The 13,330-nt window shown below is 58.5% G+C and carries 11 protein-coding genes; 7 read left to right on the top strand and 4 right to left on the bottom strand.

The annotated features are described in order from the left end of the window. Positions 1–38 precede the first annotated feature (38 nt). Positions 39–1,400 carry a chitinase gene (locus tag JAB6_RS05555; RefSeq protein WP_254671484.1) on the bottom strand — a complete coding sequence of 454 codons (1,362 nt, stop codon included), beginning with the start codon at positions 1,398–1,400 and terminating at the stop codon, positions 39–41. A 390-nt stretch (positions 1,401–1,790) separates the two neighbouring features. On the opposite strand from JAB6_RS05555, the gene JAB6_RS05550 reads away from it, so the two are divergent. The 3 genes from JAB6_RS05550 (at position 1,791) to JAB6_RS28855 (ending at position 4,357) form a co-directional block, all read left to right on the top strand. Further along, entirely contained in the window at positions 1,791–2,657 is an 867-nt protein-coding gene (locus tag JAB6_RS05550) for a hypothetical protein (RefSeq protein WP_139143293.1), read from the top strand. Next, positions 2,657–3,640, top strand: coding sequence for an OmpA family protein (locus JAB6_RS05545; RefSeq protein ID WP_070301685.1), 984 nt, complete (start codon positions 2,657–2,659; stop codon positions 3,638–3,640). The genes JAB6_RS05550 and JAB6_RS05545 overlap by 1 nt, the downstream gene beginning before the upstream one ends. Positions 3,641–4,057: 417 nt before the next feature. Continuing rightward, complete coding sequence (locus tag JAB6_RS28855; RefSeq protein ID WP_139143292.1) at positions 4,058–4,357, top strand: hypothetical protein; 300 nt, start codon at positions 4,058–4,060, stop codon at positions 4,355–4,357. A gap of 28 nt (positions 4,358–4,385) precedes the next feature. On the opposite strand, the gene JAB6_RS29935 is transcribed toward JAB6_RS28855, so the two are convergent. The 3 genes from JAB6_RS29935 to JAB6_RS05535 all read right to left on the bottom strand — a co-directional run bounded on the left by JAB6_RS29935 (position 4,386) and on the right by JAB6_RS05535 (position 7,537). After that, positions 4,386–4,580: a DUF6232 family protein gene (locus JAB6_RS29935; RefSeq protein ID WP_368072916.1), complete on the bottom strand. Its 195-nt coding sequence runs from the start codon at positions 4,578–4,580 to the stop codon at positions 4,386–4,388. A 639-nt stretch (positions 4,581–5,219) separates the two neighbouring features. Then, positions 5,220–5,933 carry a C1 family peptidase gene (locus JAB6_RS05540; RefSeq protein ID WP_070301684.1) on the bottom strand — a complete coding sequence of 238 codons (714 nt, stop codon included), beginning with the start codon at positions 5,931–5,933 and terminating at the stop codon, positions 5,220–5,222. A 65-nt stretch (positions 5,934–5,998) separates the two neighbouring features. Then, the gene (locus tag JAB6_RS05535; RefSeq protein ID WP_139143291.1) at positions 5,999–7,537 is read right to left on the bottom strand and encodes a hypothetical protein; all 1,539 of its coding nucleotides are present in this window, start codon (positions 7,535–7,537) and stop codon (positions 5,999–6,001) included. 829 nt (positions 7,538–8,366) lie between these two features. On the opposite strand from JAB6_RS05535, the gene JAB6_RS05530 reads away from it, so the two are divergent. From JAB6_RS05530 to JAB6_RS05515, 4 genes are all read left to right on the top strand, one after another. Then, on the top strand, positions 8,367–9,431 hold the full coding sequence (locus JAB6_RS05530) for a hypothetical protein (RefSeq protein WP_070301682.1): 1,065 nt from the start codon (positions 8,367–8,369) through the stop codon (positions 9,429–9,431). Positions 9,432–9,807: 376 nt separating this feature from the next. After that, the gene (locus JAB6_RS05525) at positions 9,808–10,422 is read left to right on the top strand and encodes a hypothetical protein (RefSeq protein WP_139143290.1); all 615 of its coding nucleotides are present in this window, start codon (positions 9,808–9,810) and stop codon (positions 10,420–10,422) included. After that, a complete protein-coding gene (locus JAB6_RS05520; RefSeq protein ID WP_070301680.1) occupies positions 10,419–10,775 on the top strand; it encodes a Wadjet anti-phage system protein JetD domain-containing protein in 357 nt (118 codons plus the stop codon). Before JAB6_RS05525 ends, JAB6_RS05520 begins: the two co-directional genes overlap by 4 nt. 359 nt (positions 10,776–11,134) lie before the next feature. Continuing rightward, positions 11,135–13,294, top strand: coding sequence for a TonB-dependent siderophore receptor (locus tag JAB6_RS05515; RefSeq protein WP_254671483.1), 2,160 nt, complete (start codon positions 11,135–11,137; stop codon positions 13,292–13,294). Positions 13,295–13,330 lie beyond the last annotated feature (36 nt).

Here is a 13,330-nt window from a genome sequence, read left to right as displayed (position 1 = left end):
CCGGAGGAGGGCAGTGCTCGTCCGGCCTGTTTGCTGCGTTACGGCAAGGTTTTCAGCACGGTCTTCGTCGGCACGGAGAAATTATAGTTGTCGTGGCGATCCCAGTTGATCGACCACGTCATCACGCCACGGAAGTCCGGATACGCCTGCAACGGCTTGATGGTGCCGCAGTTGAGCAGGCGCGTCAGGCAATTGAGGGCGTTGCTGACGTCGGCATTCGTCGTGAAACCCGAGCCGGCCGAGCTGCGCCCTGACGGCACGCCAAAGCCCACTTGGTCCGGACGCAGGCCGGCGAAGGTATTGCTGCCGTAATTGAAACCTTCGATCAGCATGCGCGCCGTGGCCACCAGCTGGTCGGCGGAGCCGGCCTTGATGGGACCCGTGGCGTACGGCGTATAGATATCGCCATTGTTGTAGTACTGCGGGTGCAGCACCGTCAGCTCCGAGCGCAGGGCGTTGATGATGGGAATATAGGCGCCCCAGATGCTGCCATAGCTCGTGTAGCCCCCTTCCACATACACCCATTCCGGCGCCATCGACAGGTAAAAGCTGCTGCCGACCTTGGCTTTCAGGTTTTTCACGGCGATCGGCAGATAGGTCTGGATGGCCGCGCCTTGCGCCACGCCGTTTTCCAGGTCCAGGTCGATGCCGTCGAAGCCATATTTGGTGATGATGGCGTACAGGCTGTTGGTGAAATTCGTCGCTTCAGCCGTGTTGCTGACGGAAACGGAACCATTTTGCCCGCCCAGCGACAGGATGACTTTCTTGCCCTTGGCACGTTTGGCAGCCACGTCGGCGATGAATTGCGCTTCCGTGCCGGCGCCCGGATCGATGGTCAGGCTGACATTGCCGCCGCCCGCGTTGTCGCCGAACGACACGACGATCACGTCCCAATCGTCGCTGACTTGGCTGATCGGATAGGTGGCGCCGCTGGGGTTGGTGAAGTTGTGCCAGTAGCCGATCAGCGCGTGCTTCGCCAGGCCCGTGGGGGTAGGCGTCGGTGTTGGAGTAGGTGTTGGTGTCGGGGTGGGAGTCGGGGTAGGTGTCGGAGTAGGTGTCGGAGTAGGCGTTGGTGTCGGAGTTGGCGTAGGAGTTGGCGTAGGAGTCGGTGTCGGCGTACCGCAGTCTCCCACCGCCGTCCAGGGCTGGCCGCTGCCGGCGCCGCCGCTGCTGGTCGACGGGTTATTGCCTTGCGTCCACCAGTTGGCCGTGTAATTGACGTTGTTGTAGCTGGCCTGGCCGCCACCGTTGTAGGCCGTGCCGCTGTTCCACGGCGCGTAGCAGGCGACCGCTTGCGTGGCGCCGGCCAGCAGCTGGCTGGCGCCTGCGCTGGATACTTCGCTGCCTCCGCCGCAGGCTGCCAACGTTCCCCCGAAGAGGGTAATGATGAGGGTATTCATGACTGTCCGGTTCATTGCGTCTCCTTGTGTATTTTTTTGCCGGCCGGCTGGACACCGTCCGATTTTTCAGAGTGCAAGCATTGCAGGTGGTAGTCAACTGGTTTTATTCTTTGCGCAAGATCACAATACCAGTTGCCATCTTTCCCCAGTAGACCGGCGATGCGGGCCATACCAGTGGCTGTTTTCCGGCGTGCTGGTATGGTGCCAGGAATGGCGCCGGGAGCAGGGTGGGGAAGGGAGGTGGACGCCATGCAGAGCGGCTGGGGCAGCGTCTGCCCAGGGCACGGTGACAGTTGTTGTAGATTTTCATTGTGACAATAAACGTATTTCCACGCTCATCTTCGGCGTATCGTTGCGCATATTGTTATTGCCTCAACACAGGGGATAAGAATGAAAACACTGCGCCCGCTGATCTTGTGGCTTTGTGCCATCGCCGCAAGCGCCATGCTTGCCGGTTGTGCAAGTTTGACTCCCGAGTTGACTCCCCAGCAAAAAAAGCTGGTCGGCGACGCGCAAGGCAGTTGTCCTGGCCTCACGGGAAAGGACGGCCGGCTGGCGTTCCAGCTCAAGCCTGTCATCGAGGGCAAGGAAATGAACCCCATCACGTCCAAGTGGAGTTCAACGGGCGTCGGTGACGAAGCCCTCGTCAAAACCCTGTTCGCGCAGCGTCTGTGCATCCTGGAAGAAGTTGTCGCGCGGCCTGACCAGGCGGCCATGACGCAGGTACATGAGCGATATATGGAGGAGATTTCCAAAGGCATCAATGCCTGGCCCGCCTACGATGCGGCGCAGTACGAGCAGCAGCTGGCGCGCTTGTCCGAGCAAAAAAAGGCGCACAAAGCAGCCGTCAACGCCAGCTTTTCAAACAAGCGCCATGAGATTGATTCCGTCGTGCTTGTTGCTGCGATTCCTTATTATGATTTCCTGCACATCAAGGAAGTGGATGTGGAGTGGAAAAAAGGAAGCTCGGCAAGCGGAACGAAAACAGTAAGTTCGGCTGCTAAGGTGTGTTTGACCAAGGACGATTTTTCCGTCGCCATCCGGCCAGCGCTCGACCAGACGCGCGCGATTGTCATCGGTCTGGGCATGGGAAAGTATGACGAAGCCCAGGCGCTGCGCCTGATGCTCGAGCAGATTTATGAGGCGGGCGGCCAGCGCCTGGTCAACGCCCGCGACGCCAGCAAGAATGCGCCGGCCGTGACATGCACGGTGTCCGGCGGCGAGAACGCCGTGGCCGCCGGCCTGGTCGCCAAATAATGAGTCCCTACCTGGAAGTGATCATCCCGGCGGCCCTCGCGCTGTATGCGGGTTTCCAGCACGAAGGCCGCTGCAGCATCGAACCGGCCGTGCATCCGCTGGCAGAAAACATGTGCCAGGGCTTGCGCGCCGCGTTTGAAGATGGCTGCAAGACGCTGCTTGAGGTACCGCTCGGCAAGACCGGTATCTATCTGGCCGGTTCCTATTCCATCAAACCGGTTGCGTTTGCGCCGCTGGTCAGGGAGAAGGTCCAGGAAGGCTATTCGGCTTGCGTCGGCTTCTGGAGCGGTTCGATCGACTATGACACCTATCAAACGGCGCTGGAACAAAAAGCCAGCGTCTTGAACGCGATGTTCAAGGCCGTGGGCAAACCGGGCAGCGCCGCACCGGTTCTCGACGCCGCCGTCGCCAACGGCGCCCGGCGCGACGACGTGATGGACGCCAAGGTGGCGGCAGGGGACTTGCGGCAAGATTGCATGGGTCCGGCGGACATCAAATGCGGGCACATCACGACGCCGCCGACAGACCCGGTGTTCATCCCGCCAGACCCGCAGACCGTCAATCGCCTGTCCGCCGCCGTGGCCGACCTTGCCCAGGAGATCAAACGCCAGAACGAGCGCGGCGCGCGCATCGTCGCCGGCGGCTCCGGAAAATGGACGTTGGCAGCCGAAATCAGCTTCGCGACGGGCAGTTCGACGCCCAGGCAGCAAGACTGCGCACGGCTCACCGCGAACGTGATAAAAGCCTCCCCAAACGCCCAGCGCGTGCAGATTGCCGGCGCCGCCGACGAGCGCGGCACGCCGGCCGCCAACAACGCGCTCAGCCTGCAACGCGCGGCATCGGCAGCGCTATGCCTGGCCACGCACGCGCCATCTAAACGCTGGAGCATTGAAATTTCCGGCGCGGGCAGCCTGGCCACATCGCCAGCCGAATACGCCAGAGCACGCCGCGCAACCGTGTTTGTTTGGGAGCCGCAGCCGTAGTGGCACGCGTGGACAGGCCAACGGGCGTGCTGGACGATCTGCGAAGCGCGACGCAAAGCAGCAGCCGGAAGCGAACTGGAACAGCCAATACCAAAGAACGGGGAACGTACACGCTGTGTTCGAGCTGGGCAGTGCATCGAGGCGCAAAGGAACCGTGCAAAAAGCCATGGCGCCACAGCGGTGCGTAGAAGGCTGAAATCGCATTTGCGATTGTACAAGTTGCAAAATGAGGGATTTGACGAATCCACCCATAACTTCGCATAATTTATATTATGTAAAATTACTAAAAGAGTGCACAATCAAAGCAGTACATGCAGTTCCTCGAAAAAGTCTAGCTTTTTACGAAATTATGTAAAACGCCAAACACCTCCTCTATTCCCCGCATTGCCGTCCCAAGTCGCCGGGCATTATATTCGAATGAAAAAGACAACAACCCGCCGCAAGCCGAAGCCACCAGCAGCTTATTTTTCCTACCAGTTACGCCAACCAGCAGTCGACCTCTTCGGAGAGATTGCCGTTATTGAGGACGATTTATACGATTGGGTGGCATCCGTAGCGCCGCTACACCTCAGCCCACGGGCCTTCGCCAACTACGTGCGCGGCTACGACGTGGCCGCCAAGGTGCGCCATGCGAAGCTGCACCACCTGTTCGACACCATCAAGGAGCGCCCGTCCCGCCCATGGCATGCCCGACTGGCCATGCACGCCATCATGTAAAAGGCCCGCGATTGCGGGCCTTTTCTGGCTAAGCTCGACGTACAATCGCTTGATTTATCGCTTCGACCACCGCGCTCACAAACGGCTTAACCTTGCTTTTCAAGGCCCGATGCTCGCCGGAAGCGCTTGCAAGCGTTACCGTATAATGAGTTCGTTGAAGACACACCCAGATGAGCCTCGGAAGCAAGATAATATGTACTGTATAGCTCGCGGCCGTCACCATTTATTGAACTCTTTACGTGATAGCGTCGACAAATGGATACTGCGCGCGGGATATGCCGTACTGGCAGTGCTCATGCACATCGCCCGAATGCCGCGCAATCGATGGCGGACCGCGTACAAATTGTAATGGCTCCGGTCTCGACGGGGATAAGTTTTTCGGGGTCTTGACAAGTTTGGCTCGTTGGCCCTGAAATGGACCCGGTCGGCGGGCGGACGCCCTCCCTCACGCCCTCGGGCACGTTGCCGATGACGGGGCGGCGAACACAGTCTGGCACGGTGCCGTTGCGATCAACAGGAGGGCTCAACGCTCTTGCCACGCAGTTCCCGCCGCATACCCGCAGTCAGATCGACAGCGAACGAACCGTAATGCAGTAGATTTTTCCCGTCGGCGTGCGTCCCCTTGGTGCCGCCGAACAGGAAGCGTTCGACCAGCTCCGGGCGTCGAAATCGGCGGCGCCCGGCTCGTTGCTGTCTGCTGAGTCCGCCTTGTCGCCTGCGCGTCGCGCTTCTTGCAATCGGTTGAGAATATCAGGCAAGAGCTATATACCGTTCATCAGTTGGGGCAGCGTGTTCAGAACGGAAACTACCAACGGTAATCGTGTGCTCTGACCCACCGTCCGCGTAGAACACTCAGGACCTCTTACAGCGAAAGCGAGTAGGCCTGGCGGACCTTGGGGTCCAAGATGAAACCCGTGCCGTATGGAACGGTGGCGCAGCCCGTGCCATCGCCCCAGCTTCGCCCCATGCTGTTGAGGATGATCCAGCCGGTGCTATTGAATCCGATGATGCACACTGTGTGAAGCGTGGTTGTTGAGGCATCCGGCTGGCGGTAAATCCTGCCTTTGAAGTCAAAAAATTTCTTGGTCACTTCCATGTCGGCTAGAATAGGTCCGGAACGGATGGCCGTCTTCGCATTCGTCACTGAGGTAATTTCATCAAACGATTTGAGCTTAAACCGTGCTCCGCCCATGCCACATCGATTCGCAGGGAACGGATACGAATCCGGCGCATTGGATGGAAAGCCGTCATCCCGAATCGCGCCGAGCATATACGACAGGTCGACGCCCGAACCACAGATCTGGTCAGCGTCGGCATTGCCGGGGTGGCCAATGCATGTATGGAAATATCCTACCGGTATTCGGACTGCCCGCTTGGCGATGATCGCGGCAAGTTCGATCGCTGCGGCAACCGCAAACGCCGTGCAGCTTTCGCAGTTGCCTTGGTGCCGGGCAACTACGTGGATCTGGTCGCGCCAGTCGAAAGAGGTAAGTGCTACCTCCTCAGTGGTGGTGAAGCTAAACACCTTAAGCCTGGCCCTTGCCATCGCGGGCCGCAGGCGGACAGCGCGCTGCATGGCGCGCCCTCTGCGCTGATCGCGCAATCTTTTGCGTCGTCTTTGAGCGCTCATCGACATTTTTCTCAGGGCGTCAAGACTTCGGCGTCAGCCTTCTGTCGGGCGACGATGGCATTGATCCGGGCAGTCTGGGCATTGAAAAGTGCCGTCTGCGAACCGAGCAGCGATGTCTCATCGACCACGGCCTGGTTCGCCTGAGTCACCTTCAATGTATCTTGCGCATTCAAGTACAGCGTCTGTGCCAGCAGGCCGGCCGTCGCAACGGGCAGTCCGGCCTTCAACTGCGCAGCCGCCAAGTCACCTTTTGCGTTCCAAAGCTGTGCCTGGGACAGGAGGCTCGCGGTCTCGCTTTGGCTCCCGGAGCGCGCCAGTGCGGCTGCCAACTCGTTGCCAGCGTTCACGCGCGCCAGCTGTGCCTGCTGTGCGGCAGTGGCGTTGGCAATGCCCGCCATGGCGAGGGCCGAATCGGCTTTGATCTGATTGGCTTGCGCCGTTGTATTGTCCAGCTCGGCGGCGCGAATCTGCGCGGGAAGCGCGGCGGCCTGGGTTCCGACCCCGTGAACGGCTGCCGTCAGGGCCTCCGCAGCAGCGACCTTTTCGACAACCTGGATTGACGTCGGCAGACCGTGCTGGTCCATCTTGATCGTGGCATTCTGGGACCGAAAGCTTCCACCAGTCAAAGGCACAGTATAAAGTTGTCCGAGCTGCAGGATCGTAAACTCTTTCGCAATTGGAATGACGGGATCATTCAGGCAGCCCGCTTTATTGCAAGCCAATAACTGGCCGGTTTGAGCAAGCCTGACCGGCACCCCTGTCGAAGTTTTGCCCGCCGCCGGCGTGCTGGGCATCTGCAAAACCCCGCTTGTCCTGCTTTTCGAGATCGCCAGATAGACGTCAAAATCGTTAACCGCTGTCTTGCTGTCGAGCTGTGGGCTTTTCCATTTTTTAATGACCTTCGGATCAATGGAAAACGGCGGCACCGTTATAAATTCCGATGCATCAAATGGCCACGTTACTGTCTGGATGTCCGTGGTCAAGGCCATCTTGGTCGCCAGGTCCTCCGTGATATCGGCCAATTGCGACTGCGCTGTGTCCTGAACGGCCAACGCTTTAATCACTTTCGCGCGCAGCTTCTTGTTGAACTTGGCCTGTTGCACAAGTAGGGAGAGGGCCGCCGTCGCATCTGACAGCGCTTTGGTTTTCTGCTCGACCTGCTTCTTCAACGAAACGGAACCCGCCCCTTCCGGATAGAGCGACGCGACCGCCTTTGCGACGTCACCTGAACAACCGTTGAAGGCTGCTGCCGCCGCCCCACCTGCCCCGCCTGCGGCTTTGCCGATGACTGTTTTCGCTATCGTTCCGACGGTATTGGCAATCACACCGACGCTGGCGTCTGCCGAACTGGCGTTCAGGCCAGTGCTGATTCCACTGGCCGTCAGTTCGCTGGCAATATCGCTGGTCGCCCACCAGCCATTGGATTCAAGGACGTAGCGCTGGTTCTTGTCAAGGATGAGTTCAGGCGTCGCCATCACGTCGACGTTCGCAACCAACCCGTTGGTGCAGCCCACGACTTGTCGCGTAATCGTCACCTTGAAAGTGGTCATTCCCAAATTCCATGGGTTCCCCACTTGCGGAGTGTCGGTCATCACCCGCGTAACCTGGATTCCCGTTGAGCACCCCGCTAGGATCAACCACGTCCCGACGGCGACCAGTGGGATCAGAAGCCTGATCCAAGCGCTCTCGATCGAACGGATGCTTCCCATGTCCTGCTCCAATCTCGGCAATAGCGACGAAGACGATTTCTTTTGATCTGGTCAAGACGCGATGTCAATTATTGTGCTTGATTAAAATGAATAGAATAGTCACCAAATGTCACCGAGCAAAAAAATAAAATAACAAAAAAACACGTTTGCCGGTGTGGACGCATTATTGGAACGCGGGAGCAACATAACCCAGATACCTTTTTCGATCAAACGTTAATCGTTCCGATATTAGCCGGGTGTAATGAGCCTTGCATGTCTTTGAAACATGGATTTCCCACATAATCATCGGTTCAAATGCTCAGCGAATTCCTGTTTAAATTGGACGCGAGACCATAAAATTTCCACAGTCCTTCGAGAAATCCTCACAAACCACTTGTGCTAATGGTCCACGACGCATAAAGTTCATGCGCCTTTCTGATTCTTTGGTCGTAGTAGAAATCGTGCGGCACACGGCGATTGAAATAAGAAAGATAATTTCAAGTGCCTTTGGGCGAGACTTTGGACAAGGCAAGCCGACTCCGATCGGATTTCGCAGGACTTCGGCGCGAACGGCCTTCAGAAAAGTCGGCAATGCTTGGAGTACCTACTGGTATGGCTGAGAGTGCGCTTCGTCTGCACTCGATGTCATGAAGTTTTGACTTAATCAACCTGAACGAACAATTGACCCACCATGGCAAAACGCGACCCGAATGTTACTGCACGCAATCGTGCCATCACCGAAATGACCGAGGAAATGAAACTCGTTCAAACCGCTTGTTTTGCCGAAACTGGTCGGCACAGCGAAGCTTCCTTGAATGCGTTTATTGGCTCGAAGGCCGATGACTTTATCGATCTCAAGCATGAAATCATCACCACTCCAGAACATTACATTCATCTGTGGATTGCTGGGATGGAAAAAACAGCGAAAAAAGGCCCAGTGGAAATCCAGGATTTCCTTAAGGATGCTACCAAGCTAAATTTCAAAAAGTACGTTTCCCTCTTCTTAAGGCGCAGTTTTCTTAAGCATTACAACGAGTTGTGCAAAAAACGGCCGGAAACAGGCGACTCGGAGATCTGGTTCGGAGTGAACGACGCACATTATGGCCTGTTCGTTACGCCGCGCTGGAACGGCAATGCCTGGGAAAACGATCGCTCTGAAATTCGGGGCGTTTCCTTTAAGTATTGGACGATCGGACACGTTCTCAAAACCGGTCTTTGCATCCCCGACGATGAAGAACGCTATTTTTTCAGCAAAAAGGAGGACTACCTCGCGTTCCTCAAAGGGCAGGCAAGGATTACAAAATCGAAGTATCAGCTTCAGATTGTTGAAAAATACATTGAGATGGTTCTTGCTTCCGAATCGCCGCTGGATATTCCGCTGCTAATTCCTGAGCTCAGGTTCGACGGCAGTGGGCGCAAGCATAAACACCGCCTTGATTTCTTTATTATTAATCCGTTTACGATGGAAAAAATCGGGTTTGAAATCTCGCCTTGGTCGACGCATGGCAAGCTTGCTGGCAAGGACAAAACGCTGATCCAACTGAACAAGGAGGCATTGGCAAATTTTGAGGCGGAAGTACATAAGGCAAGGGCATATTACAAGAAATTCAAAATTCCTGTCCTGCACTATACCGATACCGATCTGCAGAATATTGATGAGGTCTTTGAGCAAATAGCGCCTTTTCTGGACCCGGGGGCGCCGCCGAAACAAATGGAGATGGGCCTCTTTGCCGAATACTTTGGCGGTGTGAAATAGTCGATTTTTCCAGTCAGATGTCGCTAGCAGGGAAACAGCGTTGTGCTGCGAAAACGCAACGCCCGAGCGGCGGCGCCGTCTTGCGAACGACAACTGCGCTCGCACGCTTGCCCGCTCCGACGGTCTTCGCTTGGTCGGTCCGTCTACACAAGACTTCACACAGCCAATCGCTTTTCCGGCGCCGGGTGATGCAGTCTCGGCGCGGCAGTCCATTGGCCAGAAGTAGTCGTCAACGTCGACGCTGTAACGCGCCGAGAATGCCCGTGCACGGGGCAAGTCGGAGCGCAAGGTCGCGCTGCCGTTTACCGCGAGCACGTTTGCCCCCTATTTGAATCTCCCCATCCGGGAGGCGAAGGACGCGTGCCATGGGGAGCTGATGCTGGCCCAGCGTTCAGGGGCTATTTTGATTTCTTGGAACAGACGCGCCGGCCCGCTAAATCAGATCGACGCGATCGACCTTGCGGATGGCGACGCATTGGCCGCCCACCTCAAGGTCAAGCCGCGCTGGATCGAGGTGTCGGAGGCTGGTGAGCAACTTGCGTCGATCCTGGACACGTTTCCTGTGCTGCGCGATGTGCTTGGCGCATGGAGTTGCGGCATGCGGCCCAAGGGAACGGGGCCCAAAGATGCATGGGACTGGAACCTGGCCTCCCAGGTGATCGCCCACTGCCGCGCGTCCGGCGCGGTCGACGTGCCGATCCGATGCCTGAGTACCGCCCTATTGTTCGATAGCAAAAAGCTGGAGGAACTGACCCCGCTCATCGACACCCTCCTCCAGGGAGATCTTCAACTTTCTTCGCGTGACGAAGAGGACGTCCACAACGAGATCGGCCTGATCAAGTTCCCGCCGACGCTGCTCGTGGCTGGCAACGTGTCGGTCCTGTTCAACGATGGTCTCGCTTCTTTCGAGGTCCGCAAACCCTATCTCGGCGTTGCGCCCGAGGCGATCCGTTCCGTGAAATTCATGGGGGGCCTGCACCGCTGCTGTTGACCGTCAAGAATCTCACAACGTTCCATGAGCTGGCGAGGGACTCGCTCGCGGCCCAGCAGATCATCGTCCTTTATACCGGGGGAATGCCCAGCCCTTCGTTTAAACGGGCTTATCGCATTTTCCTAGATGCGGTTGATCGTGACGCACCGGTTTTTCAATGGGGTGACGCAGATACGGGAGGCTTTCGCATTGCAGGCCATCTGGCTCAATGTTGTGTGCAGGCGGAGAGGACGCTGCACTTGCATGAGATGGCACCCGCGGTCATGCTTGGGGAGCGGCCATTTCGCAAGCCTCTCGCAGTGGCCGAATTGAAGAGCATCGAAAAGATATGCCTGCGCAATGGATGGGAATAAGAATTGAACGCAATGAACGATTGCAAGGTTGCTATTGAGTAGGAGGGGCTGCCACTTAGCTGGCCAAAAAACACCGTATCAACATAGGTGAAACTGCACATGAGCCGACACGATATATCCCCCTCTCAGAATTGGCGGCCAGCAGCAGCCGACACCGGTCCATTCGGACACCGACAGCTCATGCAATGAGACCGGATGTGTATCGAGCAACTGGCCCTGATCTTTGCAAAGCCAAGCCGAACCGGCTTCTTGATCTGCATTCAGAACGTGTCATATCACGAAATATAGACCGTAATGATTCTCATTTATAGTATAGTGCGCACAGTTTTTCTTCTTATAACCTTGCGCCTATGCCATCGATGCCATCCTCACGCCCTACTCCATTCCCAGTCCATCATCCCCTCGCCGCCCGCCTGATCCTCGCCGGCCTGCTCATTGCCAGCGTGCCACCCTCCGTCTACGCGCAAGCAACGGCAGGCGCGCAGAGCCCGCTTGCCACTGTCGTCGTCACAGGCCAGGCCGAAGCGGATGCCGGCGGGCAGATTGCCAAGAGCGCGCGGGCTGGCTTGCTGGGGGAAAAAGACTTGCTCGATACGCCGTTCAGTGTCAACAGCTACACGAGCCAGCGCATGCTGGACCAGCAGGCGCTGACTCTGGCCGAGGTGCTGGGCGGCGATCCGTCCACCCGCTTCACGGGCCAGATCGGCGGCGTCACGGATTCGTTTTTCATCCGCGGTTTTCCCCTCAACGAGGGTAATCTGAGTGAAGTGGCGTTCGACGGCGTGTATGGCGTGTCGCCCAATTACCACCTGTTTACGGAATACCTGCAAAGCGTCGAGGTGCTCAAGGGGCCGGCCGCCTTGCTGTACGGGATGTCGCCGAATGGCGGCGTGGGCGGTGTCGTCAATGCCGTGCCGAAACGCTCGCTGCCGCGCGACCTGACGCGTTTGACGCTCGATTACGGCTCGGGCTCGCAGGCTGGCGCGGCCATCGACGTCAGCCGCCGCTTCGGCGAAGAGCGGCGTTTCGGCATCCGCTTCAATGGCTTGCACCGCCAGGGCCACACTCCGCTCGACCACCAAACGTCGCGCGCGGAAGTGGCGGCCGTCGCCCTCGACTACCAGGGGCAGCGGCTGCGCGCCTCGCTCGACGTGATCGAGCAATACCAGTGGATCGACGCGCCCACGCGTCCTTTCCTCGTGGCCACGCGCCTGCCCGTGCCGGAAGCGCCCGATGGCCGGCGCAACATCGCCCAGTCCTGGGGCTGGTGGAAGTCCAACGACCTGGCCACCTTGGGCAAGATCGAATACGATGTGAACGATAAGGTGACCGTGTTCGCCGATCTGGGCGGCACGCGCTCCGACGTGTCGCGCTATTCGGACCAGACGCCGACGATCACCAGCGCGGCCGGCGACATGACGGTCACGCCCATGAACTGGAAATTCCGCGTGCGGCGCGCCAGCGGCGACACGGGCGTGCGCACGCGCTTTCGCACGGGCGGCGTCGAGCATGCGCTGGTCGTGATGGGCAATGTCTACCGCGACGAGTTTGGCAGCGTGAGCAATTCAGGCAAACTCATCACCTCGAACATCTACCATCCCGTGGCCGTGCCCGACCCCGGCATTGCCGCACCGGCCCGCGTGCCGAAACTGTCCGCGTCCACCCTCTCCAGCCTGGCCGTGGCCGATACGCTGGACATGCTGGACCAGCGCGTGCAGCTGACCCTGGGCGTGCGCCGCCAGTTGGTCGAATCGAAAAACTACCACGCCACCAGCGGCGCGCTCACCACGCACTACAAGCAAGGCGCATTGACGCCGCTGGCCGGCATCGTCGTCAAGCCGCTGCGCCACGTGTCGCTGTATGCGAACTATATCGAGGGCCTGAGCAAGGGCGATATCGCCCCGAACATCGCCGACAACGCGGGCCAGGTCTTCGCGCCCTACAAGAGCAAGCAATATGAAGTGGGCACGAAGGCCGATTTCGGCGTCGTGCTGGCGACGCTGGCCGTGTTCCAGGTGACCAAGCCCAGCGGCCAGCTGTACGGCAAGGTCTACAGCATGGATAGCGAGCAGCGCAACCGGGGCCTGGAGCTGAACCTGTCCGGCGCCGCCAGCAAGGCCGTGCGCCTGCTGGCCGGCATCACCTTGCTCGACGGGCGCCTGGTAAAAACCAACAACGCCGCCACCATGGGCAAGCGCCCCGTGGGCGTACCGACGTCGATGGCCAACCTGGGCGGCGAATGGGATCTGCCGTACTGGCCGGGTCTGACGGCCACGGGCGCCGTCAGCTACACGAGCAAGCAGTTTGTGGATCAGACGAATCTGCAATCGGTGTCGTCGTGGACCAAGGTCGACCTGGGCTTGCGCTACCGCACGGCCATCGCCGGCAAGGCGACGACCTTGCGCGCCGGCTTGATGAACGCTTTCGACCGCCATTACTGGGCCGGCGTGGCCTCGTATGGCACCGTTTCGCAGTCGGCACCCCGCACCATGCAATTGTCGGCCGCCGTCGATTTCTGATTTGTCGATGCGCTTGCCGCGGGCTTGACTATCTTT

Source organism: Janthinobacterium sp. HH104, from assembly GCF_001758715.1.
Taxonomy (GTDB): Bacteria; Pseudomonadota; Gammaproteobacteria; order Burkholderiales; family Burkholderiaceae_D; genus Janthinobacterium; species Janthinobacterium aestuarii.
This window is presented reverse-complemented; position numbering and strand designations above follow the sequence as displayed.